25 protein-coding genes and 1 pseudogene are annotated in these 25,477 nt (G+C 72.2%); 9 read left to right on the top strand and 17 right to left on the bottom strand.

All coding sequences use genetic code 11. From position 1 onward, the window contains the following. Window positions 1-37: 37 nt before the first annotated feature. From DVK05_RS06490 to DVK05_RS06480, 4 genes are all read right to left on the bottom strand, one after another. Complete coding sequence (locus DVK05_RS06490) at window positions 38-1,282, bottom strand: PQQ-binding-like beta-propeller repeat protein (protein WP_121562589.1); 1,245 nt, start codon at window positions 1,280-1,282, stop codon at window positions 38-40. 87 nt (window positions 1,283-1,369) lie between these two features. Next, window positions 1,370-2,113, bottom strand: coding sequence for a carbonic anhydrase (locus DVK05_RS06485; RefSeq protein WP_121562588.1), 744 nt, complete (start codon window positions 2,111-2,113; stop codon window positions 1,370-1,372). Between the two features lie 86 nt (window positions 2,114-2,199). Next, a complete protein-coding gene (locus tag DVK05_RS17690) occupies window positions 2,200-2,334 on the bottom strand; it encodes a hypothetical protein (RefSeq protein ID WP_255409701.1) in 135 nt (44 codons plus the stop codon). A 70-nt stretch (window positions 2,335-2,404) separates the two neighbouring features. Next, the gene (locus DVK05_RS06480) at window positions 2,405-4,063 is read right to left on the bottom strand and encodes an ABC transporter substrate-binding protein (RefSeq protein ID WP_121562587.1); all 1,659 of its coding nucleotides are present in this window, start codon (window positions 4,061-4,063) and stop codon (window positions 2,405-2,407) included. 143 nt (window positions 4,064-4,206) lie between these two features. Between DVK05_RS06480 and phoU the strand changes: the two genes are divergently transcribed. Next, entirely contained in the window at window positions 4,207-4,881 is a 675-nt protein-coding gene (gene phoU / locus DVK05_RS06475; protein WP_121562586.1) for a phosphate signaling complex protein PhoU, read from the top strand. Between the two features lie 155 nt (window positions 4,882-5,036). Beyond that, complete coding sequence (locus DVK05_RS06470; RefSeq protein WP_121562585.1) at window positions 5,037-5,381, top strand: hypothetical protein; 345 nt, start codon at window positions 5,037-5,039, stop codon at window positions 5,379-5,381. A 54-nt stretch (window positions 5,382-5,435) separates the two neighbouring features. On the opposite strand, the gene DVK05_RS06465 is transcribed toward DVK05_RS06470, so the two are convergent. The 3 genes from DVK05_RS06465 to DVK05_RS06455 form a co-directional block, all read right to left on the bottom strand. Further along, a complete protein-coding gene (locus DVK05_RS06465; RefSeq protein WP_121562584.1) occupies window positions 5,436-6,842 on the bottom strand; it encodes a hybrid sensor histidine kinase/response regulator in 1,407 nt (468 codons plus the stop codon). Between the two features lie 89 nt (window positions 6,843-6,931). Further along, complete coding sequence (locus DVK05_RS06460; protein WP_121562583.1) at window positions 6,932-9,397, bottom strand: DUF2309 domain-containing protein; 2,466 nt, start codon at window positions 9,395-9,397, stop codon at window positions 6,932-6,934. Beyond that, the gene (locus tag DVK05_RS06455; RefSeq protein WP_121562582.1) at window positions 9,387-10,874 is read right to left on the bottom strand and encodes a proton-conducting transporter membrane subunit; all 1,488 of its coding nucleotides are present in this window, start codon (window positions 10,872-10,874) and stop codon (window positions 9,387-9,389) included. Before DVK05_RS06455 ends, DVK05_RS06460 begins: the two co-directional genes overlap by 11 nt. A 264-nt stretch (window positions 10,875-11,138) precedes the next feature. Here DVK05_RS06455 and DVK05_RS06450 point away from each other — a divergent pair, with 264 nt between their 5' ends. Continuing rightward, the gene (locus tag DVK05_RS06450; RefSeq protein ID WP_121562581.1) at window positions 11,139-12,155 is read left to right on the top strand and encodes an amidohydrolase family protein; all 1,017 of its coding nucleotides are present in this window, start codon (window positions 11,139-11,141) and stop codon (window positions 12,153-12,155) included. A gap of 9 nt (window positions 12,156-12,164) precedes the next feature. On the opposite strand, the gene DVK05_RS06445 is transcribed toward DVK05_RS06450, so the two are convergent. Further along, window positions 12,165-12,644, bottom strand: a complete 480-nt coding sequence (locus DVK05_RS06445; RefSeq protein ID WP_053771048.1) for an Lrp/AsnC family transcriptional regulator — start codon at window positions 12,642-12,644, stop codon at window positions 12,165-12,167. Window positions 12,645-12,765: 121 nt separating this feature from the next. On the opposite strand from DVK05_RS06445, the gene DVK05_RS06440 reads away from it, so the two are divergent. From DVK05_RS06440 to DVK05_RS06420, 5 genes are all read left to right on the top strand, one after another. After that, the gene (locus DVK05_RS06440) at window positions 12,766-13,164 is read left to right on the top strand and encodes a thioesterase family protein (protein ID WP_121562580.1); all 399 of its coding nucleotides are present in this window, start codon (window positions 12,766-12,768) and stop codon (window positions 13,162-13,164) included. A gap of 79 nt (window positions 13,165-13,243) precedes the next feature. Next, entirely contained in the window at window positions 13,244-13,483 is a 240-nt protein-coding gene (locus tag DVK05_RS06435) for a glutaredoxin (protein ID WP_121562579.1), read from the top strand. After that, window positions 13,480-14,013, top strand: coding sequence for a cob(I)yrinic acid a,c-diamide adenosyltransferase (locus DVK05_RS06430; RefSeq protein ID WP_121562578.1), 534 nt, complete (start codon window positions 13,480-13,482; stop codon window positions 14,011-14,013). The genes DVK05_RS06435 and DVK05_RS06430 overlap by 4 nt, the downstream gene beginning before the upstream one ends. 47 nt (window positions 14,014-14,060) lie before the next feature. After that, the gene (locus DVK05_RS06425; RefSeq protein ID WP_121562577.1) at window positions 14,061-14,387 is read left to right on the top strand and encodes a cupin domain-containing protein; all 327 of its coding nucleotides are present in this window, start codon (window positions 14,061-14,063) and stop codon (window positions 14,385-14,387) included. Continuing rightward, window positions 14,387-14,779, top strand: a complete 393-nt coding sequence (locus DVK05_RS06420) for a rhodanese-like domain-containing protein (protein ID WP_121562576.1) — start codon at window positions 14,387-14,389, stop codon at window positions 14,777-14,779. Before DVK05_RS06425 ends, DVK05_RS06420 begins: the two co-directional genes overlap by 1 nt. A gap of 28 nt (window positions 14,780-14,807) precedes the next feature. Here DVK05_RS06420 and DVK05_RS06415 read toward each other — a convergent pair whose 3' ends face one another. The 5 genes and pseudogenes from DVK05_RS06415 to DVK05_RS06395 form a co-directional block, all read right to left on the bottom strand. Further along, window positions 14,808-15,716, bottom strand: a complete 909-nt coding sequence (locus DVK05_RS06415) for a Vms1/Ankzf1 family peptidyl-tRNA hydrolase (protein ID WP_121562575.1) — start codon at window positions 15,714-15,716, stop codon at window positions 14,808-14,810. A gap of 411 nt (window positions 15,717-16,127) precedes the next feature. Continuing rightward, complete coding sequence (locus DVK05_RS06410; RefSeq protein WP_121562574.1) at window positions 16,128-16,472, bottom strand: DUF5802 family protein; 345 nt, start codon at window positions 16,470-16,472, stop codon at window positions 16,128-16,130. Between the two features lie 82 nt (window positions 16,473-16,554). Next, window positions 16,555-17,343, bottom strand: a complete 789-nt coding sequence (locus tag DVK05_RS06405) for a helix-turn-helix domain-containing protein (RefSeq protein ID WP_121562573.1) — start codon at window positions 17,341-17,343, stop codon at window positions 16,555-16,557. A gap of 105 nt (window positions 17,344-17,448) precedes the next feature. Further along, a pseudogene (locus tag DVK05_RS06400) lies at window positions 17,449-18,387 on the bottom strand (NADP-dependent phosphogluconate dehydrogenase); the annotation flags it as partial. A gap of 49 nt (window positions 18,388-18,436) precedes the next feature. Continuing rightward, entirely contained in the window at window positions 18,437-19,663 is a 1,227-nt protein-coding gene (locus DVK05_RS06395; RefSeq protein ID WP_121562571.1) for a threonine synthase, read from the bottom strand. 265 nt (window positions 19,664-19,928) lie between these two features. On the opposite strand from DVK05_RS06395, the gene DVK05_RS06390 reads away from it, so the two are divergent. After that, window positions 19,929-20,774, top strand: coding sequence for a helix-turn-helix domain-containing protein (locus DVK05_RS06390; protein WP_121562959.1), 846 nt, complete (start codon window positions 19,929-19,931; stop codon window positions 20,772-20,774). A gap of 30 nt (window positions 20,775-20,804) precedes the next feature. Here DVK05_RS06390 and gcvPB read toward each other — a convergent pair whose 3' ends face one another. The 4 genes from gcvPB to fen form a co-directional block, all read right to left on the bottom strand. Next, window positions 20,805-22,235 carry an aminomethyl-transferring glycine dehydrogenase subunit GcvPB gene (gcvPB, locus tag DVK05_RS06385; protein WP_121562570.1) on the bottom strand — a complete coding sequence of 477 codons (1,431 nt, stop codon included), beginning with the start codon at window positions 22,233-22,235 and terminating at the stop codon, window positions 20,805-20,807. Next, window positions 22,235-23,563 (bottom strand): aminomethyl-transferring glycine dehydrogenase subunit GcvPA, encoded by a 1,329-nt coding sequence (gene gcvPA / locus DVK05_RS06380; protein WP_121562569.1) that lies wholly within the window; start codon window positions 23,561-23,563, stop codon window positions 22,235-22,237. Before gcvPA ends, gcvPB begins: the two co-directional genes overlap by 1 nt. Window positions 23,564-23,734: 171 nt before the next feature. Further along, the gene (gene gcvH / locus DVK05_RS06375; protein WP_121562568.1) at window positions 23,735-24,118 is read right to left on the bottom strand and encodes a glycine cleavage system protein GcvH; all 384 of its coding nucleotides are present in this window, start codon (window positions 24,116-24,118) and stop codon (window positions 23,735-23,737) included. 223 nt (window positions 24,119-24,341) lie between these two features. Next, entirely contained in the window at window positions 24,342-25,319 is a 978-nt protein-coding gene (gene fen, locus DVK05_RS06370; RefSeq protein WP_121562567.1) for a flap endonuclease-1, read from the bottom strand. Window positions 25,320-25,477 lie beyond the last annotated feature (158 nt).

The following is a 25,477-nucleotide window of genomic DNA, read 5'->3' as shown; positions in this document are numbered from 1 at the left end:
GGACCGTATATAAACGACCGTAACGGTCCCCGCCGGGTCAGGTGTCGACCGCGACGGCGGTCCCGTCGTCCGCGACCACGATCACCTCGTCGCCGCCGTCGCCCGTCACGTCGGCGAACAGGGGCCCGCCGTAGACGACGACCTCGGCGGGGCCGCCCCGGGCGAGCACCTCGCCCTGCTGGGTCATCGCGAGCACCTCGCCGGCGCGGTTGACCACGACCGGCGCGCGCTCGCCGTTCCCGTCGACGTCGCCCATCCGCGGCTCGTTGATCCGGGTCGAGGCGCCGTACTGCTGTTTCCAGACCACCTCGCCGTCGAGGAGGTCGACGGCCCAGACGCTTCCGGAGCCGCCGACGTACACCCGACCGGGGTCGGCGTCCCCCACGGCGATCGGGCGGTCCTGGAGTTTCACCTCGTAGCGATCGGACCCGTCGCTCGTCTCGACGGTCTCGATGTTCCCGTTCGCGCCGCCGAGCGCCAGCACCGGTCCGTCGCGGCTGTCCGCCGCGTTCCAGCTCAGCGGGTTCACGCTCGGCTCGGTCGTCCAGCGCGTCCCGCCGCTCGCGTCGAGCATGTGGACCGTCGCGGGGTCGCCGGCGGTCGTCAGCACCGCCAGCCCGCCCCGCTCGCCGGCCTCGGCGTCGGGCTCGACGACGAGCGGCCGCCGGGCCACCTCGCCCGACAGCGAGGCCTCGGCGACCGCGTCGCCCTCGCCGTCGACGACGAGGACGCCCCCGTCGGTCGTGACGGCGGCCACCTCCGCGCTTCCGTCGCCGGTGAGGTCGCCGACGGTGGGGCGGATCCCCGAGGGCCCGCCGAGGTCGACCGCGAACCGCTCCGCGCCGTCGGCCGCGTCGACGACGTGTAGCTCGCCGGACGCCGTCGTGAGCGCGACGACCGGGTCGCCGCCGAGGGTGCCCGTCGCGAGTCCGCTGACGCCGACGGGACCGTCGCCGGAGCCGTCCCCGTCGTCACCGCCGCCGCGCTCGGCGTCCGGCCCGGCGATCGGCACCGTCCACGGGGTCTCATCGGTCCCGACGACGGTCGCGCGGACGACACGCGACCCGTTCTCGACGGCGGGCCGGAGGAGGAGCGGGTCGCCGTCGGCGGTCGCGACCACGGCGCCGCTGCCGTCGTCGCCGGCCGCCGGCTCCGACTCCCACACGACCGTGGTCCCCGTGGTGGCGTCGTCGACGCCGACGAACGCGAACAGCGCCACCCCGACGCCGGTCGCCCCGCCGGCCAGCAAGATGAGCGTCGCGAACAGGACGCGTCGGTCCATTTGAACCCCCTTCGGGCGTCGCCGTGAAACGGTTGTCGGATGCGACCCCCCGGCCCGCGCCGCGGGGAGCCGTGCCCGGCTCTGACCCTACCGCGCCAGCAGCGTCCCCACGTGGTCGGCGCGCTCCTCGCCGACGAGGTCGCGCAGCGCGTCCAAGTCGCGCTCGCCGTCGGCGTTGACGAGGTAGACGGCGCCGTCGCGGTCGCCGTACGCCCCGTGGAGGTCGTAGACGAAGCCGTACACGGTCGCGTCCGCCGCTTCCTCGCGCCCGCGGGCGAACGCGACCTGCTCGTGGACGTTGTGCTCGACGAGGCGGTCGCGGAGCGAGGTGCCGGCGCCGTCGCCCCGGTCCTCGCCCGCCGCGTCCCCGCCCGTTTCGTCGGCCGCCTCGCCGACGACCCGCGGGTCGCTCAGCCCGTCCTCGACGATCGGCAACAGCGCCTCGACGTCGGCGCGGACGCCCGGTTCGCTCGGGAACTCGCCGCTGCGGGCCGCGGTGAGCGCGGCGTCGACGGCGCCGCACCCGGTGTGGCCGACCACGACGAGCACCTCGGTGTGGGTGTGTCCGAGCGGATACGCCACGCTCCCGTCGAGGACCCGCTCGCCGTCGACGACGGCGCTGACGCTGTTGCCGATGGCGCCGGACGTGAAGAGGTACCCCGGTTCGTCGACGGCGAACATCCCCTCCTGCGAGACGCGCGAGTCGGAACAGCAGACGGAGACCACGCCCGGCCGCTGGTCGTCGCGGTGCCGGTCGAAGGAGCCGGGCGGCAGCGCAGCGACGTGGTCGTCGTTGCGGTCGAGGAGGTCGGCGAGTATCCGGCTGTCCATACCGTCCCGACCGCACGCGGGAACAAAAAACGCCGTGCGCGGGGCCGCGCCGGGGCGGGCCGCGTTCGCCGCCCGAGCGGCCGGCCTCAGGCGACGAGTCCGACGAGGGAGACCGCGATTCCGACGACGAACACCGCGAGGAGCGCGACCGTCGCGATCACGACCGCCGGGGCGAGGGCCTCCTCGTTCTCGTCGAGGACGATGTCTTCGAGGTTCTGCATGTGCGCCCCCTCGTCGCCGCGGGGTTTGAACGCTTCGACCGAGCGCCGCGCTACCCGCCGAACCGGTCGGTCACTCGTCGATCCACACGTTGTTGTAGTCGCTCAGTACCCGCGGGTTGTACTGCGAGCGCGGATGGGCGACGAAGTCGTTGACGTAGTCGCGGACGCCGATGGAGACGCGCAGGCTGTAGCTGGGGAGGTGGACCCGGTCTTCAAGCAGCGTCGGGATGATCGACTCGTAGCGCTCGCGGCGCTCGTCGACGTCGCTGGCGCGCCGGGCCTCGACGATCTCGTCCATGAGGTCGTCGTTCTCGTAGTAGGTGCCGTTGGTGGCGCCGATCTGTCCGTCGTAGAACAGGTTGTACACGTACGAGTCCGGGTCGGGACCGCCGAGCCACCCCAGCGCGTACATGTTGTAGTCGTCCTCGTTCCCCGTGCTGTACGAGTCGAGGAAGGTGCCCCAGTCGTAGCGGCGCACCTCCGCCTCGTAGCCGGCCTCGTTGAGGCCGTTCGAGACCGAGATCCCGATCTGCTCCCGGAGGTCGTCCGGGGGCACGATGATCCGGAAGTTGTAGTCCTCGGGCACGCCGGCGTCCGCGAGCAGCTCCGCGGCGCGGTCGACGTCGCGGTCGTGGGGCACCTCCGCCCACTCGTCCACCGAGAAGTCCCACGAGTCGGCGACCGGGAGCGGTACCGGTCCGTAGTTGCGCTCGCCGGCCGGCTCGATGAAGTCGGAGACCGCCTGGTCCATCGAGACCGCGTAGTCGATCGCCTCGCGGACCTGCGGGTCCGCGGTCGGCCCTTCGTTACAGTTGAACGCGAGGTAGTAGTAGGAGATGCCGGGCTCCGACTGGAGCGACATGTTGTCCGCGCTCTGGACCGTCTGCCACGTCTGCGGCGTGATCCCGTCCGCGACGTCCGACTGCCCGGTCTCCAGCGAGACGACGCGCGTCGTGCTCTCCGCGACCGGCTCGAACCGGAGCCGGTCCAGGTGCGGCAGCTCGTCGCCCCAGTAGTCGTCCCACTTCACCAGGTCGACGAACTCGCCTTCGGTCCAGTCGACGAACTCGAACGGCCCCGAGCCGACCGGTGATTCGAGGTTGAATGCGTCCTTGTCCTCCTCCCGGACCGACTTGGGCACCACGTTCCGCGTCAGCCCGAGCGCGTAGAACGGGCCGTAGCCGTACTGTAAGTCGATCTGGACGGTCCGCTCGTCGACGACCTCCACCGCGTCGATCATGTCGACGTCCGGGGCGTTCGCGGTCTCCTCCTCGACCGGCGCCAGCAGCGAGTACCGGACGTCCTCCGCGGTGACCGGCTCGCCGTTCTGGAAGCGCGGGCCGTCGCGCAGCTCCACGACGTACCGCGTCCCGTCGCGTTCGATCGTCGGCTCCTCGCGGGCGAGGTGCGGGACGGGGTCGGTCCCCTCGTCGTAGGCGTACAGCGGCTCGAACACCTGCGAGCACACCTGCTGGGAGTAGATGTCGTTGACGACGATCGGGTCGAACTCGATCGGCGACACCTGCTGGGAGTACACCAGCTCCCCGCCGCTGACCGGCTCGCTCTCGCCCCCGCTCCCGTCGTCCGTTCCGTTTTGGTTCGTCTCGGCGGTTCCGTTCCCATCGGCGTCGGGGCTGCGACCGGCGCAGCCGGCGATCGCTCCCGCCGTCACCCCGGTCGCGACGCCGCGCAAGACGCGCCGCCGCGACGGGTCGAGTTCACCTGACATGCCCTCCCCTATCGCTCCGGGGGATAAATCAGGAGACACCGTGGCAGCGTTCGACCGTACGCCGGACAACCGGAGATTGTCGCCGAGAACCGACGCCCGCCGACGTGTTTTTGTGCGTCCGGCGTGGCGGATACGCCAACACGATGCCACGCGAACAGTACCAGACGAAGTTAGAGGGGCTCCGCGACGACGTGCTCTACATGAGCGAAGTGGTCGCCGAGCGCCTCCGCAAGGGGCTCGACGCCCTCGAACAGCAGGACGAGGAGTTAGGCGAGGAGGTGATCACCGGCGACGCCGAGATCAACGACCTCTACTTGGAGTTGGAGGGGCAGTGTACGGACCTCATCGCGTTACAGCAGCCGGTCGCGGGCGACCTGCGCTTCATCGCCGCCTCGTTCAAGATCATCACGGACCTCGAACGGATCGCGGACCTCGCGACGAACCTCGGCGAGTACGCGAAGCGGGCCGACCGCGAGGTGTTCCCCGACGTCGACGTCCAGCGCATCGGCGACGACACGCTGGCGATGCTGGAGGAGGCGATGGACGCCTACGCGGAGTCGGACCCCGAGCGCTGTTACGCGGTCGCCGAGGCGGACGACGACCTCGACGCCGCCTGCGAGGCCGCGAGCGACCTCGTCGTCCGCGACCTCATCGAGCGCGACGAACTCCGCGAGGAGGAGGACGTGGAGGCGACGATGCGGAACGTCTCGCGGCTCCTGCTCACGATCCGCGACCTCGAGCGCGTCGGCGACCACGCGGTCAACATCGCGGCCCGGTCGCTGTACATGATCGAGAACGACGACGCGCTGCTGTACTGACCGCCGCCCGTCCCCTTCCGATTTTCCGCCGCGTCGACGATACGGTCGCAGTCTCCGTCACCGACCCGGCACAGTCTGCGCCGACGGCCCGGAACCTGTCACCGAGTCTGACGCTGTCCCCCTGTTATATCCGTCCGAGCGGCGAGGTCGGACGCATGGTTCTCGGAGCAATCGTCTCGTTCGTCGTCGCGCTGCTGGTCGGCGGCCTGGGCATCTACGTCAGCGGTCGGATCGTCGCGGGGGTCGACGACTACTCGCACGCCGTGGTCACGGCGCTGCTCGGCGCCCTCGCCTGGGCGCTCGGATCGCTGATCCCGCTGATCGGCCCGGTCGTCGCGCTGGTCGCGTGGGTGTGGGTGATCAAGTGGCGGTACCCCGGCGGCTGGAGGGACGCGGCGGTCATGGGGCTCGTCGCGTGGGCCGCCGCCCTGGTCGTCATCGCCGTGCTGAACGGCGTTCTCGGGCTCGGGATCAGCGCGTTCGGGGTGCCCGGCGTCTGAACCGGCTCCGCACGCGCGGGCACCGGCCCCGGTTCGGGAGGAGCGGTCCGGCGGTCAGGTGACGATTTCGAAGCGGGCGCCCCCCGCGTCGCCCTCGTCGATGCGCACGTCCCAGCCGTGCGCGTCGACGATTCGCTCGACGATGGCGAGGCCGAACCCGCTCCCGTCCCGTCTCGTCGTGTGGCCCTTCTCGAAGACGCGCTCGCGGTCCTCCGGCGCGATCCCGGGCCCGTCGTCCTCGATGAACACGCCGCGCCCGTCGGGGAGCACGCCCGCGGTGAGGGCGACGCTGCTGCCGCCGTGTTCGACGGCGTTGCGGATGACGTTCTCGAACGCCTCGGTGAGCCGGGCGGAGTCGCACGAGAGCGCGACGCTCTCTTCGATCCGCAGACTGCTCTCGGGCGCGCGGACGTTCTCGTAGCTCTTCGAAACGATCTCCGCGTACGGCACCTCGCTCCGGTCGCTGAGCGTCTTGCCCTCCCGCGCGAGCGTCAGCAGCTCGTCGACGAGGGCGTCCATGCGCTGGACCGCGTTGAGCGCTGTGTCGACGCGCTCGTCGTCGCGCTCCGCGGCCGCGAGGCTGAGGTTCCCGGCCGCGACGTTCAGCGGGTTCCGGAGGTCGTGCGAGACGGTCCCGGTGAACTCCTCCAACTGGTCGATCGTCTCCGTCAGCTCCCGCTGGTACAGCTTCCGGTCGGTGATGTCGCGCGTCAGCCCCACGAGCGACGTGACCGCGCCGTCGTCGTCGGTGATCGGCTTACACCGCGACTCGGCCCATATCTCCACCGTTTCGGACTTCTCGACGCGGTACTCGACGACCTGCGGCGTCCCCGCCGAGGCCGACTCCATCGCCTGCTGTACCCGGGCCACGTCGTCGCCGTGGATCCTGTCTAAGAACGTCGTCGGGTCGTCCCGGAGCTCATCCGCCGGCTGGCCGAATATCGCCTCGTGGCCGTCGTTGATGAACCGGAGCTCGTCCCACGTCGGCGAGAACACCCACCACACCTGGTCCGTCACGGCGGCGATCTCGCGGAGCCGCCTGTTCGTCCGGTCGCGCTCGCGCTGCGCCCGCCGGTGTTCGACGTAGGTGACGATCTTCCGCGCCAGCAGCGGCGCCTGGTTCTCGACGGCGTCCTGGATCACGTAGTCGGTGACGCCGGCCTCGATGCTCTCGCTCGCGACCGTCTCGGTCCCGGTGTTCGTGAAAAGCAGGAAGGGGAGGTCCGGCCGGTCCTCGCGGACCGACCGCAGGAACTCGACGCCGGTCACGTCCGGCATGTGGTGGTCGCAGAGCACGCAGTCGATCGCCCGTTCCGCCAGCAGTCGCTCTCCCTCGGCCGCGGAGTCCGCGGTCTCGATCCGGAGCCGGTCGCTCTCCGCCCGCAGCTGCCGCGAGACCAGCTCCCGGAGCTGATCGTCGTCGTTGACGTACAGCAGGTCAACGGGCCGTTCGCTCCTCATACCACCGACATCGTCGCCCGGGGGATAGGCGTTGCCTCCCGACAATCACTTCTGATACCGCGCGGCGGGCCGCCGCCCGAGGACGGCGCTCAGTCGTCCGCGACGGCGGGGGCCGCGCGCCGCTCGCGGGCGGGGTCGGCCGCCTCCGGCGTCGGCGTCCACTCCAGCCCGCCGTCGTAGTGGAAGGCGCGGTGGTCGCGCGTCGGGTCGACGACCGTCAGCGACAGCCAGCCGTTGTCCAAGAGCCCGGCCACCGACTCGTTGTCGGCCAGTATCTCGGTGACGCGGTCGACCGGCGCGTGGACGACCGTCGAGAGCCGGAGGGGCAGGTGGTACGGCTCGTCGGCGGCGGCCATGACCGACTGGAGGGGCAGGCCGGTCATCAGGTCGCCGCCGTTGCCCTGGTAGACGCCGACGTTCCCGACGGGGTTGTGCGTCACCTTCGACCCGCTGCCGTACGCCGCGTTGTCGACCGTCGAGAAGTAGTACTGTGCGTTGATCCACTGGGTGACGACCATCGGTCCGGTGAGGATCGCTTCGAGCGCGTCGCCGTCCGCGTCGGTCGCCCAGTCGTACGAGTGGAGGAAGGCGCGCCCGTCGAGGTCGAGCCCGTCCGTCAGATCGCGGGGCCCGACGACGAAGCCGGCGTTGCCGGCCAGCCCCCACTCGGGGCGCGTCTCGGCCCAGTCGCCGGCGCGGCGCTCGGTCTCGCGGACGCCCGCCCCCTCGGCGGCCCCGCCGGTGCGCTCGTCGGCGGCGCGCTCGCGGGCGGCGTCGAGGTCCGCGCGCAGCCGTTCGAGGTCGTCGGCGTGCGAGTCGGGCACGTCGCGGTCGTACAGCGTCACCTCGTCGGTCGTCGTGTTGTGTTCGGCGGCGAGGAAGACGGTGTCGTCGGGCACGTCGATCCCGCGCTCGCGTAATCCGTCCCTGACCTCGGGGTCGTTACAGATCGCGGCGAGCACGCGGGCGCTCGGGCCGCCCGGGTTGCCGGCGCAGGCGCCGCAGTCGAGGCTGGAGTCGTAGGGGTTGTTCGCCGTCTCCGCCGCGTGGCCCGTGAAGACGACCAGGCGGCCGAACGACTCCCACCCCATCAGCTCGAACGCGGTCGCGGCGTACTCGACCCGCTCGTCGCGGGACAGCCCCGTCGGCAGCCCCTCGCCGGCGTCGTCGTGTCCGTGGACGCCGGGCTCGCAGAACTCGTGGTCGCCCGGCACCGCGTCGTCGGCGCCGCCGAGCAGGTCGCGCACCCGGCCCGGGACGAGCGTGCGCGCGGCGAGCGCGAGCCCGTACCCGCTCCCGGCGCCCTCGACGAAGCTGAACGCGGTGGCGGGGTTCGACCGCAGCGTCTCGACCACCTCGCCGGCCGCCTCGCGGAGGCCGCCCCAGCGGTCGCGGCTCCTGCGCGCGTCGCCGTCCGTCGGGACCTCCTCGACGCGGTGCTGCGGGTCGAGGATCGGCGGACAGGCGTCGACGGACACGTCCGCGTCGTAGCCGCTGTACTCCATCGGGACGCCGAAGAAGCCGGCGTACCCGTGCGTCTCGTAGTCGCCGGTCGCCTCGACGTGACGGCGGATCACCTCCGAGCGCGTGTCGATACAGAAGACCAGCTGGGCGTCCGGGCGACCCGACGCGCCGCCGTCGGCGCGCGCCCCGCGCTCCTCCTCGCGGGCCTCGCTCTCGGCGGCGACGCGCTCGACGAGTCCGTCGCGGTACGTCGCCTCCCACGCGCTCAGGAACGCGTCGGCGATCTCGTCGCTCGGCTCGACCGCCGGCCTGTCGGTCTCGGGCGGCGAGAGGTCGACCCCGAGGGCGTCCGCCAGCGCGAGCCGCGCCGCGAGGTACCCCGTCAGCGTGATCGGGTACGCGCTCTGCCACGCGCCGCCGTCGTCGGCGCGCCGCTTGAGCAGTCCGGTCCACCCGGGGAGCGCGGCGAACTGCGCCTCGAAGACCGCCTCCCACCGCTCGCGGGGATACGGCGCCAGCGCGGCCTCGATCGCCTCGGTCGGCGACGCCGGCAGGTCGGCGACGAGCCCGTCGTCGGGGATCTCGTCGTCGTGGCGGGCCACAGAGCGGAACGCGTCGTAGAAGCCCGCCTCGCGGTTCGGCATCGCCCACTCGGCCTGCCCCTCGTCGAGGAACGCCGAGAGCCACTTCGTCAGCACGCGGTCGACGCGGTTGGCGCCCGCGGCCGAGCCGGCCGCCTCGCCGGCGCCGCTCGCTCCGTCCGCGTCCTCGGCGGCCGCCAGCCGCTCCAGCGTGGCCTCCGGGTCCGCCTCGTACCCCCGGTCGGTCAGCTCCGCGTCGAGGCGCTCCGGGTCGATCCGCCCCTCGTCGAGGGCCGCCCGGAACGTCTCCGCGCGCGGGTAGCCGCGCCCGCCGAGCAGGGTCGCCGCCCGGCTCACGGCCTCGTCGAACGGCAGGTCCTCGAAGCCGGCGAGGGGGTTCGCGGTCACGAACGAGTGGACCGGCCAGACCGAGCCCACCGCGGTCGCGGCCGCGTCGATCTCCGCTTCGATGTCGTCAGCGTCGTCGTCGGTACCGGTCTCAGCTGTCATTGTACTCCTCCGTGGCGGTCAGGACGGTGTTCGGGGCCGGTTGGCCCGCGTTCAGCAGCGCGACGTAGAGGCGCTCGCTCCGCTCGTGGACGCCGGTCTCGACCGCGACGTACGCCGCGAGGAAGGCGACGGCGACGACGACGTGGAGCGCGGTCAGCTCGGTCGGCGCGGAGACGAGCGGGAGCCCGGAGAGGACCCCCGAGACGGCCCGGTACGCGAGCGCGTACACGGCGATGGCCGGGAGCGCCACGAGCGGGACCGCCGCGTAGCGGGCCGCCGTCGAGAGGGCGGTCTGCCGGACGGCGCTCCGGGCCGCGTGGAGGGTCGTGAGCGTCACGAACCCGGCGAGCAGCAGCCCGGTGTCGACGCTCGTCCCCTTCCCCGTCAGGAGCGCGAACGTCGCGCCGCCCGCGAGCCCCGTCAGCAGGACGACGACCGCGCCGGCGACGCCCGTCCCGCCGGCGTCGTGGCCGGCCGCTCCCGGGGCCGCGCGCTCGACCTCGTCGCCCGCGCTCAGGAAGTGGTACGCCTTGTAGAACCCGTGGAGGATGAGGTGCGTGACGGCGGCGCCGAAGAAGCCGAGGCCGGCCTGGACGATCATGAAGCCCATCTGCCCGACCGTCGAGCAGCCCAGTTCGCCCTTCACGTCCGCCCGGACGGTCTTGAGCAGCTTCCCGGCCAGCGCGCTCGCGGCGCCGACGACCACGACGGCGAGCATGAGCCCGGTCTCGACGGTCACGACGGGCGCGAACCGGGTCAACAGGATCCCGCCCGCGTTGACGAACCCGGCGTGCATCAGCGCCGAGGCGGGCGTGGGGGCGGTCATCGAGGAGAGCAGCCAGCCGTGGAACGGGACCAGCGCCGACTGGATCATCGCCGCGAGGACGAGCGCGGCGCCGGCGACGAGCCACGCGGGCCCGCCGAGGGCGTCGGCGCTCGCGGCGATTCCGGATATCGTCGTCTCGCCGGTCGTCCGCCACAGCGCAGCCAGCGCGACGCCGAGCAGCGCGCTGCTGGCGAGGAAGTGACGGCGGGCGACGCTCGCGGCGGCGCGGGCCTGCGGCCAGCCGTCGACGGTGCCGACGAGCCGGGCCATCAGGAGCCCCATCGCCAGCCAGCAGGTCCAGAACAGCGCGACGTGGTCGGCCGCGACGAGCGCCATCACGGCGAGCGTGAACCCGAAGACGCCGAGGAAGAAGTCGGTCTCGTGGGCGTCCCCGGCCATGTAGCGGCGCGAGTAGCTGTGGACGATCCCGCTGAAGAACGTGACCACCACCCACATCAGGACGGTCAGCCCGTCGACGGCGACCGCGCCGGGGATCTCCCACACCCCGCCGAGTCGGAGTCGGGCGACGAGGACGGCGACGCTCGCGGCGAACAGCGTCCACGCGAGCCGGGTTAATGCGACGGGAAGGGACGAGGGTTCGGCCGTCTCCCGGAGCGCTCCGACCGTCGGTTTCGAGGTGCGTCCTGACATCGTTCGAGCCGTCACGCGACCGCCGTCGGCGTCCGGACCGCGTCCGGATCCGAATTCGGTCGCATCTATGCGCTTTCGAGAACGTTACGTCTATTAAATCTGTCTGTATTCACAATTCGTTCGTATATTCTGGATTATAGAACATTATGTTTATCGACTCGCGAGCGTACAGCGGACGACCCCGGCCTGCGACCCCACTCGACTTCCGCTCGCCCGCCGTCGCCACTCAGGAAACCATAACGTCCCCCGGTTCGGAGAGGCGGTATGGAAGAACTCTCGGGGACCGTCCTCGCCGGCGAGTCGTTCGAGCCGGTGCGGGGACGGGTCGTCGTCGAGGACGGGCGGATAGCGGCGGTCGAGGAGACGGCCACGGAGTCGACGGACATCGTGCTGCCGGCGTTCGTCAACGCGCACACCCACCTCGGGGACTCCGTCGCGAAGGAGGCGGCCGTCGGCCTCTCGCTCGACGAGGCCGTGGCGCCGCCGGACAGCCTGAAACACCGCCGGCTGGCGGCCGCCGACCGCGACGAACTGGTGTCGGCGATGCGCCGCACCCTCCGGTACATGCGCCGGACGGGCACCGTCTCCGCGCTGGACTTCCGCGAGTCGGGCCTTCCCGGCGCGCGCGCGCTCCGCGAGGCGGCCGAAGACACGGGCGTCGACCCGTTCATCTTCGGGAGCGGCGACCCGGCGGTGCTCGACGTGGCCGACGGCTACGGTGCCTCCGGCGCCAACGACGACGACTTCGCCGCCGAGCGCGCCGCCTGCGAGGAGCGCGGCGTCCCCTTCGCGATCCACGCCGGCGAGCCCGACGCGACCGACATCCACCCGGCGCTCGACCTGGACCCGGACCTGCTCGTCCACATGGTCCACGCCGAGGAAGAGCACCTCGAACGGGTCGCGGACCAGTCCGTTCCGATCGCGGTCTGCCCGCGCGCGAACGCGGTCCTCGGCGTCGGGACGGCGCCGATGCGCGACCTGGTGGACCACGCGACCGTCGCGCTCGGCACGGACAACGTCATGCTGAACCAGCCGTCGATGTTCCGCGAGATGGCGACCGCCGCGAAGCGGTTCGACGTGACCGACCGGGAGGTGCTGCGGATGGCCACCGCCGCGGGCGCCGAGATCGCCGGGCTCGACTGCGGCGTCGTCGAGCCCGGGCGGCGGGCGGCGCTGCTCGTCCTCGACGGCGACTCGGACAACACCTCCGGGACGGCCGACCCGGTCAGCGCGGTCGTCCGGCGCGCCACCGGGCTGGACGTGAAGCGGGTCGTCGGCTGACCGCCCCGGTCAGTCGCCCTCGTGCCGCTCCGCGTCGAACCGCCCGAAGGGGGTGGTCTCGTGGGTCCGCACGAGCACCTCGTCGGCGACCGTGACGCCCATGTCGAGGAGCGCCTGCGCCACGGGCGTGATGTCGCTGTCCGACTCGCCGACCACCGTCACGAGCAGGTTCTGCTCGCCCGTCACGAGCTCCTGGACCGAGACGACGCCGTCGATCTCTAAGATGTCGGGGATGAGTTCCCCGCGCTCCGGGATCGACGCGGTACAGTAGAGCAGCATCCGGAGCGGGTACCCCGACCGCTGGTAGTCGACGCTGGCGCTGTACCCCTTGATCACGCCCTCCGATTCGAGCCGCTGGATGCGCTTGCGGACGGTGCTGTCCGAGGTGCCGGTCCGCTCCGCGATGTCCCCGGACGACGTGTTCCGGGCGTCGGCCTGGAGCGCGTAGAGGATCGCCCTGTCGACGTCGTCGATCGCGCCGTTGTCCATACCCCGCCGATAGGCGCGTGTCGCCTTTATACGTTGCCGGGGCGGCTCCGCGCGCCGCCCGCGCCGGCGGTCGTCGCCTCGAACCCGACGCCTACATACGACCGCCGCCAGTGGGTCCGACATGGGAACGTACACTGCGGACATCGACGTGCGGTTCCGCGACATCGACGCGCTGGGTCACGTCAACAACGCCGTCTACGCGACGTACGTCGAGCAGGCGCGGACGAGGTACTTCCGCGACGTCCTCGACATCAACCTCTCTCGGGCGTCGACCGTGCTGGCGTCGCTGTCGATCGACTTCCGTCGCCCGATCGAACTCCCGGACGGGTCGGTGACCGTCACCGTCGACGTGGCCGACCTGGGGCGGTCGAGCGCGACGATGACCCACGAGATCCGCGTCGGCGACGCGGTCGCCGCGGAGGCCGAGGCGACGGTCGTCGCGCTGGACCCGGAGACCGGAGACCCGGCGCCGATCCCCGAGGAACACCGGGCCAAGATGGAGTCGTACCACGACCTCTGAGGGGCTCGGGGGACCGGGTCCCGCCGGCCGATCCGCGCCGGACGCACACCTTCTTGACGCCGCGGACGGATCGATCGGTATGAGCGTTCGACTGTACGCCCTTGACGGGTGTCCCTGGTGCGAGAAGGCGGCCGACGCCTTGGACGAGGCGGGCGTCGACTACGAGACGGAGTGGGTGGAGGCGCTCCACTCGCGGCGGAACGAGGTCAAGCGCGTCAGCGGCCAGCGCGGCGTCCCGGTCCTCGTCGACGAGGAGCGCGGCGTGACGATGGCCGAGAGCGCGAACATCGTCGAGTACGTCGAGAGGACCCTCGCATGAGCATCTACACCGGCCGCGGCGACGAGGGCGAGACCGACCTCCGGGACATGAGCCGGGTGTCGAAGTCGAGCCACCGCATCGAGGCGTACGGCTCCGTCGACGAGGCGAACGCCCTCCTCGGCACGGTCCGCCCGACGGGTCACGACGACGTCGACGACCTGCTGGAGACGATACAGAACCACCTCCACATCGTCCAGGCGGACCTCGCGAACCCCGACCCGGACCCGGACGACCCGCAGGTGGAAAGCGATCACACCGCGGCGCTCGAGGACCGCATCGACGCGTTCGACGAGGAGCTGGAGCCGCTCCAGTCGTTCATCCTGCCGGGCGGCGGCGAGGCGGGGGCGGCGCTTCACCACGCGCGCGCCGTGGTGCGGCGCGCGGAGCGGCGCGTCGTCGACCTCGCGCGCTCGGAGCCGATAAACGAGGCCGTCGTCACCTACCTCAACCGGCTCTCCGACCTCCTCTTCACCCTCGGTCGGGTCGTCAACGCGCGCGACGGCGAGCCCGAGGAGTCGCCCACGTACTGAGTCGCCCCGAGCGCGCGATTTTTCCCCGTCCCCCGCGAGGTGGAGGTATGACGCTCGACAGCTACGCGGCGGCGGTCGACGGGCTCGACCCGGGCCCCGGCGAGGTCGAGACGGCGGAGCTACTGGTGACCGACGACGTGCTCGTGAAGGCGTTCGTCCTCGGCCCCGACGCGGCGGTCGACCCGCACGAACACGCCGACGCCACGAACGTGTTCCACGTGCTGGAGGGGGAGCCGACCGTGGTCCGCGACGGCGAGGAGGCGGCGCTCGCGGCGCCCGCGGTGGTGCCGAACGAGCGCGGCGCGGTCCACGGCGCGCGCAACGACACCGACGACCGGGCCGTGCTCACGGCCAGCATCGCACCCCTCCCCTGATGGACGGCGAAATCGATCCCGAGGAGCTGTCGGCGCTGCTGGACGAGCGCGACGGCTCCCCCGACGAGTCGCTGCGTATCGTCGACATCCGCGATCAGCGGGCGTTCGACCGCGGCCACCTCCCCGACAGCGAGTGCATCCCCTTCCCGGAGCTGACGAGCCGGGTCGCGGAGCTGGAGGGCGCGGACCGTATCGTCACGGTCTGTCCCCACGGCGTCGCCAGCCAGCAGGCGGCCCAGCTCATCGGCAGCTACGAGGGCACGCAAGACGCGCGCGTCGAGAGCCTCCGCGGCGGCATCGAGGGGTGGCAGGAAGCGATCGGCGAGCTGACCGAGTCGCCGGCGCCCGAAGGGGACGAGGGGGCCGACGAAGGCCCCGAGTCGCCCTTCTGACGCGGCCCGGCCGCTCCGGGCCCGGCCTTCAGATCGCGCGGACCCGAACCCGCCAGAAGTCGCGGAACGCGTCGTCGAGCGCCGCCTCCGGCTTCCCGGTGGCGTCGGAGACGTCGGTGACGTCGGCGCGGTCGCGCACCCGCCCGAGGACGCTGCGCTCGCCGACGGCGATCACGCGGTCGAGGTCGTTCGCGTCGGCGACCTCGGAGAGCGTCTCGGCCGCCCGGTCGAGGTGGTCGTCGATCTGTCCCTCGCGGCGGCGCTCGAAGCGCCCCTGTGAGAACCCGCCCTTCGAGTGCGCCTCCTTCACGTCGCTGGTGAACCCCTCGAAGGCGACGCGCTCGGCGCCCTCGTAGGTGCCGACGGCGAAGGTGTCCGAGCGGACCAGCGCGAACGCGAACCGACCGGTCGGGCGGAACCACGACTCGTCGAGCCGGAAGCGGTCGCTCCACCGGTCGAACGGGTCGGGCGCTATCGGCGGCGTCAGCGCGACGCTCACCGCGCCGGTGTCGTCGGCGAGGACCACGGCCGGGGCCGCGCGCCGGACGAGCGCCGCGCGCTCGCCGAACCAGTCCGCGACGGTCGCCGGGACGGAGTCGGCGTCGGGGACGAACGCGGTCAACAGCCCCTCGGGGTCGTCGCTCTCGACGGCGCGGAAGCGGTCGAGCGCGTCGGTCAGCTTCGGGCCGCGCAGGTCGCTCACGCGCCGGAACTCGACGGACGCCTCGGTCCCCTCCGCGCGCTCCAGCCGCTCCTCTAACGACTCGATCCGGTGTTCGAGCTCGTTGACGCGCTCCTCGGCGCGCTGGCGGTCGGCGACGGCGTCGGACCGGCGCTCCTCTTCGGCCTCCGCGCGCCGTTCGAGGTGCCGCTTCTCCTCCTCTAACTCCTCGATGCGCTCCTTCAGCTCGGCGCGCCCGAGCAGCCTGTCGATCATACCCGAACGGCGCTCCCCCGCGACCTAAAAGGTGCGTCTGCGACGGCGACACGCTCGAATCTGTTTATAAGTGAGTGCCGTGCGGTGGCGCGTGCCGGCGAGCGCCCGTGTGGCGCGAGTCGCACGCGCGAGGGAGTCGCGAACGCCCGGAGGGCGTGAGCGACGAGGTTGGGGAGGTGTGAGGCTGTGGCCGTTGTGCGGTGCGGGACTCAAAGGGGCAGCCGGGAGGCGGGCACAGGCGACATAAGCACCGCAGGGAGCGAGCGGAGCGAGCGACCGAGGCGCGCAACGAGCGTGCGCCCGCCTCCCGGCTGGGGCTTTGGCGGTGTTCGCCGTCGATCCGTCAGCAGCTATTTATAAATAGCCGGTCACGGGGACGAAATCAGCGAAAACGGGGTCAATCACGTAGTCCTACGCGTTCACGAACGGCTCCCACCCCTCCCAGCGGAGCAGCTTCTCGGCGCGGTCCGCGTCCGCCAACAGCACGTTCCGGCGGTCCGGGAGCGTCTCGTCGGCGAGTTCTCGCGGAATCGCGAGCGTCCCGCTCGGTACGTCGTCGTCGCCGGCGACCGGGATGTGGCCGCCGTCGACCTTCATGACGAGCGGAGCGTCGAGTCGCTCGACCCCCTCGCCGTCCGCGTACAGCTGCTCGTTGACGTGCTCGTGGTCCGCCCGCTGGATGACGGCGCGCTCGCCGCCGTGGGGTTCCACGTACAGTTCCCCCAGGTAGTAGCCGCTCGAGAATCGCTCGAACATTCTATGCGTGGTACTCTCTGCCATGACTACATATAAGCGTTTCCCGCGACTCGCGCGCGCTGAGATTCGGGCGGGGCGTCCGCTACGGAGCGAGCGCGTCGCCGTCGTTCGTCCGGTAATACGCCGCCAGCGACGTGCCGCGCTCGCAGTGGGACTCGAACAGGTTGGCGAGCCACGCGACGGCGTCCGGGTCGTCGTTCGCGGCGTACCCGAGGAAGTTGCCCTTGTCGCCGTGGATCGCGAGGTACGCCGTCGTCCGGCCGTCGACGGTGCTCAGGTACCACGCGAACGGGAGGTCGGTGACGACGCTCACCTCGACCTCGGCCTCGACGATGGAGCGCGCCCGCTCCGGGCTCTCCGCGGCCAGGTAGTCCGCGACCGACTCCGTCAGGACGGACGACAGCTCCAGCGACCCCTCGACGACGGTGTGGCGGTACAGCGTCGAAACGAACTGCTCGTCGTTGGCGGCGATCGACGCCCCGCGGAGCCGGTCGGCCGCCTCGGCGACGCGACGAAGCCGGGACAGCACCGTCGCCGGCGGCGTCTCGGCTATCGTCACCACCTCGGCGTCCGCGAAGAACCGGTGGTTCCGCGGCGACGACGGGAGCTCGTTGAGGACGCCGTTCGCGGTCTCGACCGCCTCCGCGACCGCGACCGCCTCGTCGACGGTGTCAAGGAGGATCCGACCGGCGTACGTCGCCTCGTAGCCGTCCGCGCCGCGCTCGACGAGCCCGTCCGCTTCGAGGGCCCGGACCGCGCGGTTGACCGTCGACCTGGAGTGCTCGAACGCGTCGACGAGGTCCCGGATCCGCGCGGGACCGTCTGCGAGCCGGGCGAGGTACTGCCGACGACTGAAGGCGAGGTCGAGCACGAGTGAATTGTCGGACAGCCATCAGTAATACGTGTCGTTCGAGGAAGAGGTCCCGCCGCGTACGGGCACCGGCGCGCGGCGTCGACGCCGCGCGCGCCGGGACGGCTACGCGTCGTCGCGCCGCGCGACCTCGTGGCGGCCGAACCCGTACCGGAGGCGGTTCGCGAGCCGCCGGGAGAACCGCCCCTCGTTCCGGGAGTCGAACCGCTCCGCGAGCGCCTGGTAGATGATCGGGACGGGCACCTCCTGTTCGAGCGCCTCCTCGACCGTCCACGTCCCCGTCGAGCCGCCGGCCACGTGGTCCGCCACGTCGCCGAGGTCGGAGCCCTCCTCGCGGAACGCCTCCTCGCAGAGCTCCAGCAGCCACGAGCGGATCACGGCGCCGTTGTTCCAGGTGCGGGCCACCGACTCCATGTCGAGGTCGTAGCGCCCGTCGGTGAGCAGTTCGAACCCCTCGCCGTACGCCTGCATCAGCGCGTACTCGACGCCGTTGTGGACCATCTTCACGTAGTGGCCCGAGCCGGACTCGCCCATGCGGTCGTGGCCGTCCGGGCCGGTCGCCACCGCGTCGAAGACCGGGACCATCGCCTCGTAGGCCCACTCCGGGCCGCCGACCATCAGGGAGAACCCGGCTTCCGCGCTCACAGGGCCGCCGGAGGTCCCGCAGTCGAGGTAGGCGGCGTCCGTCGCCTCGGCGCGGCGGACCGACGCCTCGAAGTGGGAGTTGCCGCCGTCGACGACGACGTCGTCGCCGTCGAGGTGGGGCTCTACGTCCGCCAGGGTGGCGTCGACGGCGTCGCCCGCGGGCACCATCAGCCAGATCCGCTTGCCGTCGGCCTCGCCCGACCCGTCCAGTCGCTCGCAGAGGTCGGCGACCGAGTCGGCCGGCTCCGCGCCGTTCGCCGCCGCCTCGGCGGTCGCCTCCGCCGAGAGGTCGAACGCGACCACGTCGTGGCCCGCCTCCATCGACCGGTTCGCGACGATCTGCCCCATCCGACCGAGTCCGATGACCCCGAGTTCCATGCGCGAGGGGTGGCGACCGCCCGCCGTAGTGGTTCCGGTTCGGCTCCTCGCCCGCCCGTCCGCCTCTGGGCTATTCGCCCGCTTCGGCCTCGCGCTCGCCGAGGTGCGCGCGGAGCGCGTCCACGTCCTTGTTGCCCGCGCCGGTGTTCAGCAGGACGACGGTGTCGTCGGGGCCGAACTCGCCGGACTCGGCGAGCGCGAACGCCCCGGAGACCGCGGCCGCGCAGGTGGCGCCGACCTCCAGCCCCTCGCTCCGCGCGACCTCGATCGCGGCGTCGAGGATCTCGCGGTCGGTCGTCGCCACCGCGCCGCCGTCGGACTCGCGGACCGCCTCCAAGATGAGGTGGCTCGCGCCGGGGTCGGGGATCGCGATCCCGTTACAGGCCGTGTCGACCTCGTCGTCCGCGAGCGGCTCGTGGCGGTCCCCCCCCGACTCGTAGGCGCGGACGATCGGGGCACAGCCCGCGGCCTGCGCGGCGTACATCGGGACCAGCCCGTCGGTCCAGCCGAGGTCGCGCGCCTCGCGGGCGGCCTTGTGCATCCCCACCAGCCCGACGCCGCCGCCGGTCGGGTAGACGACGCCGTCGGGCGCCTCCCAGTCGAGCTGCGCCAGGAGCTCCAGCGCCATCGTCTTCTTCCCCTCGTGGCGGTACGGCGTGACGAACGTCTTCGTCGAGTACCACTCGGGGTGTTCGTCCATCGCCTCGGCGTACGCCCGCCCCGCGTCGCCGATCTGCGAGTTGCCGTCGACGGGGTCGGTGACGGTCAAGTCCGCGCCGTGGACCTCCGTCATCGCCTTCTGGGTGAACCCCGCCCGGGAGGGGAGGAACACGTGCGCGTCGAGGTCCGCGCGGGCCGCGTACGCGGCGGCCGCCTGCCCCGCGTTGCCGGCGCTGTTCAGCGCGACCTCGCTCGCGCCGTGCTCGCGCGCCGCCGTCATCGCGGCCGCCTGCCCGCGGTCCTTGAACGTCCCCGTGGGGTTCGCGCCCTCGTCTTTCAGGAGGACGCGCCCGACCCCCATCGCGTCCGCCAGCGCCGGGCACTCGACGAGCGGCGTGGCGCCCTCGCCGAGCGACACCGCCGCCTCGGCCGGGAACGGGAGCAGTTCGTCGTAGCGCCACATCGACCCGTCCGGTCGGGCGTCGAGCGCCTCCGGCGTCAGGTCGATCCGGTCGTAGTCGTAGTCGGGGTCGAGGATGCCGTCGCAGTCGGGACAGCGGTGCGTCGCCGTCTCCGCGTCGAACGTCTCGCCGCAGTCGACGCAGGTCAGGCCGATGAACGCGTCTGTCGTCTCCATGGACCTCGGCTCGCGTGCCGGGGACTTCGGTGCTGTGGTCGCGGCGCGATCCGGGGCCTTCGGTGCCGTGATCGCGGCGTGATCCGAGCCCTTCGGTGCCGCGGTCACGGCGGCGCAGCGAGGCGCTCGGCGTCGCGGCCGCGGCGGGTACTTATGGTCGAAACGTATGAAGGGGTACGCCGAGGGGGGCCGCGGCCGTACCTCCACGGGAGATGCCCGCTTCAGCGACCGCGTCCGGTCCGCCGGGGGAAGCGAGGTGGAACCGATGAGCCGAACGGAACTGCGGTTGGACCTCCCGACCGGGTCGTGGCTCGGGGACGTCTCCCGCGGCGTCCCCGCGGCGACGCTCCGGGTCGCGGAGACGATCGCGGTCGACGGCTCGACGGCGACCGACGACGACGGCCTGGGGGCGGCCGGCGAGGGCCTGACGGCGGCCGCGACCGTCCGCGTCGGCGGCACCGACAGGGACCGCGTCGAGGCGGCGCTCCGCGAGCACGACCGGGTCGACCGCGCGTCGGCGGTCGAGCGCCGGGGAGACGTTCGCACGCTCCGGGTCGTCGGCCGCGCGCCCGCGTACCTCCCCGCGGCGCGAGCGGTCGGCCTCCCGATAGCGGCGACGGTCGAGGTCGTCGACGGCCGCGCAACGGTGAGCGTCGTCGGCGAGCGCGACCGGGTCGAGGCGTTCGGTCGACGGCTCGCGGCCGACGGCGTGACTGTCGGCGTCGCCGCCACCGGGAGCGACGAGCCGGACCGGACGCTCACGGAGGCGCAGCGCGAGCTAGTGTTCGAGGCGGTCAAGACCGGCTACTACGACACCCCGCGGCGGTGTACGCTCACCGAGCTGGCGGCGGCGAACGACATCGCGAAGTCGACCTGTAGCGAGACGCTCCACCGCGCTGAGGGGCGGGTGATGCGGCGGTTCGTCGACGGCGAGGGGCCCTTCTCGCCGCCGGAGACGGCGGGCAACGACGCGACCGAACCCGCCGAGGCGGTCGCGCTCGACGGCGACGAGTTCGACGCGGCCGAGCGCGCCGGCGACGAGTCCGACGCCGACGAGTTCGAGGCCGCCGACCGCGAGGAGCCGGTCCGGTCCGCGGCGACCGAGCCCTGAGGCCCGCGGTCGCCGCGTCCGTCGCGACGGTTACTCCCCGTCGAGCGCCTGCCACGAGAGCCGCGGGTTCCGCGCGGCGCCGACCTGGTCGATCCGGCTCGCGGCGGTCCGGCTCGGCGCCGCGTCGAGCGCCTCGTCGGTGTCGGCGTACGCGAGGTTGAACGCCTCCGCGAGGTCGTCGAGGGAGGACCGTCCCTCTATCTCGGTCGGCTCGGTCAGCATCGCCTCCGGCACCATCTCCGGCCACTTCGTCGTCGGCGGGTGGACGCCGAAGTCGAGCATGCGCTTGGCCACGTCGGCGGCGTCGCGGTCGCCGGCCGTCGCCGCGAACTCGTGGTGGAACGGGCCGAAGGGCACGTCGAGGTCGATCCGCTCGGCGAGGTAGTTGGCGTTGAGGACGGCCTTCGCGGCCGCGTCCGCCAGCCCCTCGTCGCCGAGGCGCGCGATGTACGCGTACGCCTTGATCGCCACGAGCCAGTTGCCGGCGAAGCCGTGGACCTTCCCGATCGTGTGCTCCGGCTCGAACCGCTCGTACCCCTTCCCGCCGTTCGTCTCGCACACCCGCGGGGTGGGGAGGAACGGCGCCAGTTCGTCGACGACGCCGACCGGCCCGGCGCCCGGGCCGCCGCCGCCGTGGGGGGTCGCGAACGTCTTGTGGACGTTGTAGTGCATCACGTCGAACCCCATGTCGCCGGGGCGGCCGCGCCCGAGCAGCGCGTTGAGGTTCGCGCCGTCGTAATAGAGCAGCCCGCCGGCGTCGTGGACGATTTCGGCTATCTCCGTGATGTCGCGCTCGAAGAGCCCGACGGTGTTCGGGTTCGTCAGCATGAGCGCGGCGGTGTCCTCGCCGACCGCCGCCTCCAGCGCCTCCAGGTCGACGCGGCCGTCCTCGCCGGAGGGCAGCTCGACCACGTCGTAGCCCGCGGTCGCGGCCGTCGCGAAGTTCGTCCCGTGGGCGGACGCCGGGATCACGACCTCGGAGCGGTCGTTGCCGTGGTGCTCGTGGTACGCCTTCGCGACGAGGATGCCCGTGAGCTCGCCGGCGGCGCCCGCCGGGGGCTGGAGCGTCACGGCGTCCATCCCGCCGATCTCGGCGAGGGCCTCCTGGAGCCGGTACTGGAGCTCCAGGTTCCCCTGCGCGGAGCGCGCGGAGCGGTCCGGGTGGATCGCCGCGTTCGGGTCGGCGGCCACGTCCTCGGTGAACTTGGGGTTGTACTTCATCGTGCAGCTCCCGAGCGGGTACGGCCCCGCGTCGATCGCCCAGTTCATCTGCGAGAGCCGGGTGTAGTGGCGCGCCGTCTCCGGCTCCGAGGGGTTCGGCAGCGTCAGCTCCTCGCGGGTGAGGTCGTCGGGCAGCGGGGAGTCCTCGCGCACGTCGACCGTCTCTTGCCCCTTCTCCGAGAGCAGCGGCTCTCGGACGCCCTCCGCCTCTCGCTCGTAGTTCGCCTGGTCGTGGATCATCAGAGCACCTCCTCGAAGGCCGCGACGAGGCCGTCCGTCTTCCCGGCGTTCAGGTCGGTGACGCACACCTGAAGCAGGTGGTCGCCGATCGCGTGGACCGCGAACCCCTCGGCCTCTAAGTCCTCGGCCACGGCGGGCGCCGGCTGGTCGACGCGCACCGCGAACTCCCGGAAGTGGTGGCGGTCGTGGACCGGCGCCGCGGCCCCGGAGAGGCCGTCGATCCGATCCGCGAGGTCGGCGGCCTCGCGCACGCAGTCGTTCGCGAGGTCGACGAGCCCGTCGGGCCCGAGCGTCGCCGCGTGGATCGCCGCGCGGAGCGCGACCCACGCCTGGTTCGTACAGATGTTCGAGGTGGCCCGCTCCTTGCGGATGTGCTGTTCGCGGGTCTGGAGCGTCAGGGTGTACGCGCGGTCGCCGTCGGCGTCCTCGCTCGCGCCGACGAGCCGGCCGGGGACCTGCCGCAGGAAGTCATCGCTACACGCGAAGATCCCCAGCCCCATGCCGTAGGCGGTCGGCAGGCCGAGCGACCCCGCCTCGCCGACGACGACGTCGGCGCCGACCGCGGCCGGCGTCTCCAGGACCGACAGCGCGACCACGTCCGAGCCGAGGACGAACAGCGCGTCCGTCTCGTCGGCGAGGTCGCCGATCGCCGCGAGCCGCTCCTCGATACAGCCGCGGACGGTCGGGCTCTCGGCGTACAGCATCGCCACGTCGTCGCCCGCGCGGTCCGCGAGGGCGTCGACGTCGGCGGTCCCGTCGGCCATCGGATACGTCTCGACCGTGAGGTCGGCGCCGTCGCAGTAGTTCTCCAGCACCGCCCGCTTCCCCTCGCGGAGCTGCTCGGGGACGAGGACGGTGTCGCCCGAGGTCGACCGGACGCGGTCCGCGAGCGTCGCGGCCTCGCCGAGCGCGGTCGCGGCGTCGTACATCGAGCAGTTCGCGACGTCGAGGCCGGTCAGCTCGACCAGCATCGACTGGTACTCGAAGAGCGCCTGGAGGAACCCCTGAGACACCTCCGGCTGGTACTGGGTGTAGCTGGTGAGGAACTCGGCGCGGTCCGCGAGGTGGTCGACGACGCTCGGGACGTAGTGGCCGTAGTGGCCCCGGCCGAGGAACTCGGTCAGGTCGTCGTTCCGGGCGAAGATCCGCGCGCACTCGTCGCGGATCTCGCGTTCCGTCCGGGGATCGATGCCGAACTCGCCGTCGAAGGCGACGGCGTCGGGGATGTCGAACAGGGCCTCCTCGTCGTCGACGCCGATCTCGGCCAGCATCGCCGCGGTCTCTTCGTCGGTGTGGGGCGCGTACGGCGTGCCGTTCGCCCGGCTCATCGGTGCGTCTCGCCTCGTCCGCGGTCGTTCGGCCGTCCGCCGGTGGCCCGTCCGGGCGCGACTCGTCGGTTCGCGGGTGCGGTAACGTGGGAAGGTGGCGTGGTCATGGTCGTGTGTCGGATGGGTGTGTGGTCCGGTGTCCGCGGTCCGCGCGCCGGGGAGTCCCCGGCGTCACGCGATCTGGTCGTCGTACTCGTCGGCGTCGAGCAGGCCGTCGGCCTCGCCGTCCGCGGCGGGGGCGACCTCCAGCATCCAGCCCTCGCCGTACGGGTCCTCGTTGACGAGTTCTGGGCGGTCGAACAGGGCCTCGTTGACCGCGACGACCTCGCCCGAGACGGGCGCGTACAGGTCGGAGACGGCCTTGATCGACTCTACGACGCCGAACGACTCGCTGGCGGCGACCTCGTCGCCGACCTCGGGGAGTTCGACGAACACCACGTCGCCCAGCTCGTCTTGCGCGAAGTCGGAGACGCCGATCCGGACCGCGTCGCCGCCGGTCGTCGCCCACTCGTGCGATTCCAGGTACCGTCTGTCGTCGGGAACGTCGAAGCTCATTGGTCAGGGTCGCCGCGGTCCGCTCGGAGGCCTGGCCGCGAGGGCGCCGGGACGTCGGCGCCGTCGCCGGGGGCGACCCGTCGGTCGGCTGCGGGCGGCGTCCGCGATCGGGTGGCGGTCCGCGACACGTGTGAATCACCCTTCCGGCGACGAGGAAATAAAAGGTGTGTTCGCGGCGGTCGAGCGGGGGAGCGCCGGGTCGAGCCCGCGTCGCGCCGCCCCGTCAGGTCCAGCGGTCGAGCCCGGTCTGGACCTGCGACTCCGCGATGCGCTCGAACCCGCGCTCGACCTCGTCCGCGGCGACGCCCCACTTGTCGACGACGTACTCGCGGGCGGCCTCGACGTCCGGGTTCACGTCGGCGTCGACCGCGACGTCCTCGGCCGGGGGGTCCATGAAGAGCTCTCGGACCGCCTCGGCGTTCTGGATCTCGGCGCCGCGCGCCTCGAGGACGCCCCACAGGTCGCCGTGTTCCCGGATCGCCTTTACCGCCGTCTTCGGCCCGATCCCGCGGACCCCCTCGTTGAAGTCGGTCCCGCAGAGCATCGCGGCGTCGACGAGGCCCTGGCGGTCCAGTCCGAGGTCGTCGAGCGTCGCCGCCAGGTCCATCAGCTCCGGGTCGCCCTTGCTCGTCAGCTGGCGGAGCGTCGTCGGCGCGCCGAACAGCAGGGTGTCGTAGTCCTCGCTGCCCGCGTGGTCGACGGTCCCGGTCGCGGCCATGTGCGCGCACTGCGCTTCCCCCTCCGCGGGCGCCTCGACGATCGGTACGTCGAGCAGTTCGAGCAGCTCGCGGGTCGTCTCCTGGATCGTGTCTGTGAGCCGCTGGGTGCGGGCCTCCAGGCGCGCTGCCTCGACTGCGTCGCCGCGCTCCTCGGCGGCGGCCCTGCGCTCCTCGGCCGCCTCGCGCTTCTCGCGCCGTTCGGCCACCTCGTCGGCCTTCAAGTCGGTGACGGCGCCGTCGAACACCATCACCGGGATCAGGTCGTGTTCGAAGAACTTCGGGAGCCCCTGGACGACCCCGATGAGGTTCGCGACCTCGACGCCGTCGGCCGTCGTGTACTTCTCGTCGCTCGTCCACTTGACCGTGGTCGTGAGGTAGCGGTACAGCCAGTTGTGCGCGTCGACGGCGACGACGCTCCCCTCGATGTCCGCGAAGGGGACGTCGCGGATCGACGCGAGGTCGCGCAGGTCGGCGTTTCCCATCGTCGGTCACTGGGGCGCGCCGCTATTAAACGCCCACCGGTCCGTCTCCCCTGCGCCCGGTCCGTCTCCCCTGCGTCCGGTCCGCCTCCCGCACGCCCCCGGGACCCGCCTGCCGACTTCTGGGCAGTTTATGTGCGTCACGCGCGTACGGACTCCCG

This window comes from Halorubrum sp. Atlit-8R, from assembly GCF_003666025.1.
In the GTDB taxonomy this organism is placed as follows: Archaea; Halobacteriota; Halobacteria; order Halobacteriales; family Haloferacaceae; genus Halorubrum; species Halorubrum salinarum.
This window is presented reverse-complemented; position numbering and strand designations above follow the sequence as displayed.

Bases quoted from the DNA above. Each gene is read 5' to 3' on its own strand.
- DVK05_RS06485 (WP_121562588.1), bottom strand. From the start codon at position 2,113: ATGGACAGCCGGATACTCGCCGACCTCCTCGACCGCAACGACGACCAC.
- DVK05_RS06455 (WP_121562582.1), bottom strand. From the start codon at position 10,874: ATGTCAGGACGCACCTCGAAACCGACGGTCGGAGCGCTCCGGGAGACG.
- gcvPA (WP_121562569.1), bottom strand. From the start codon at position 23,563: ATGAGCCGGGCGAACGGCACGCCGTACGCGCCCCACACCGACGAAGAG.
- fen (WP_121562567.1), bottom strand. From the start codon at position 25,319: ATGGGAAACGCCGACCTGCGCGACCTCGCGTCGATCCGCGACGTCCCC.
- DVK05_RS06410 (WP_121562574.1), bottom strand. From the start codon at position 16,472: ATGTTCGAGCGATTCTCGAGCGGCTACTACCTGGGGGAACTGTACGTG.
- DVK05_RS06445 (WP_053771048.1), bottom strand. From the start codon at position 12,644: ATGGACAACGGCGCGATCGACGACGTCGACAGGGCGATCCTCTACGCG.
- DVK05_RS06440 (WP_121562580.1), top strand. From the start codon at position 12,766: ATGGGAACGTACACTGCGGACATCGACGTGCGGTTCCGCGACATCGAC.
- gcvH (WP_121562568.1), bottom strand. From the start codon at position 24,118: ATGAGCTTCGACGTTCCCGACGACAGACGGTACCTGGAATCGCACGAG.
- DVK05_RS06415 (WP_121562575.1), bottom strand. From the start codon at position 15,716: ATGATCGACAGGCTGCTCGGGCGCGCCGAGCTGAAGGAGCGCATCGAG.
- DVK05_RS06425 (WP_121562577.1), top strand. From the start codon at position 14,061: ATGACGCTCGACAGCTACGCGGCGGCGGTCGACGGGCTCGACCCGGGC.
- DVK05_RS06470 (WP_121562585.1), top strand. From the start codon at position 5,037: ATGGTTCTCGGAGCAATCGTCTCGTTCGTCGTCGCGCTGCTGGTCGGC.
- DVK05_RS06390 (WP_121562959.1), top strand. From the start codon at position 19,929: ATGAGCCGAACGGAACTGCGGTTGGACCTCCCGACCGGGTCGTGGCTC.
- DVK05_RS06420 (WP_121562576.1), top strand. From the start codon at position 14,387: ATGGACGGCGAAATCGATCCCGAGGAGCTGTCGGCGCTGCTGGACGAG.
- DVK05_RS06395 (WP_121562571.1), bottom strand. From the start codon at position 19,663: ATGGAGACGACAGACGCGTTCATCGGCCTGACCTGCGTCGACTGCGGC.
- gcvPB (WP_121562570.1), bottom strand. From the start codon at position 22,235: ATGATCCACGACCAGGCGAACTACGAGCGAGAGGCGGAGGGCGTCCGA.
- DVK05_RS06450 (WP_121562581.1), top strand. From the start codon at position 11,139: ATGGAAGAACTCTCGGGGACCGTCCTCGCCGGCGAGTCGTTCGAGCCG.
- DVK05_RS06480 (WP_121562587.1), bottom strand. From the start codon at position 4,063: ATGTCAGGTGAACTCGACCCGTCGCGGCGGCGCGTCTTGCGCGGCGTC.
- DVK05_RS06430 (WP_121562578.1), top strand. From the start codon at position 13,480: ATGAGCATCTACACCGGCCGCGGCGACGAGGGCGAGACCGACCTCCGG.
- DVK05_RS06490 (WP_121562589.1), bottom strand. From the start codon at position 1,282: ATGGACCGACGCGTCCTGTTCGCGACGCTCATCTTGCTGGCCGGCGGG.
- DVK05_RS06465 (WP_121562584.1), bottom strand. From the start codon at position 6,842: ATGAGGAGCGAACGGCCCGTTGACCTGCTGTACGTCAACGACGACGAT.
- DVK05_RS17690 (WP_255409701.1), bottom strand. From the start codon at position 2,334: ATGCAGAACCTCGAAGACATCGTCCTCGACGAGAACGAGGAGGCCCTC.
- DVK05_RS06460 (WP_121562583.1), bottom strand. From the start codon at position 9,397: ATGACAGCTGAGACCGGTACCGACGACGACGCTGACGACATCGAAGCG.
- DVK05_RS06435 (WP_121562579.1), top strand. From the start codon at position 13,244: ATGAGCGTTCGACTGTACGCCCTTGACGGGTGTCCCTGGTGCGAGAAG.
- phoU (WP_121562586.1), top strand. From the start codon at position 4,207: ATGCCACGCGAACAGTACCAGACGAAGTTAGAGGGGCTCCGCGACGAC.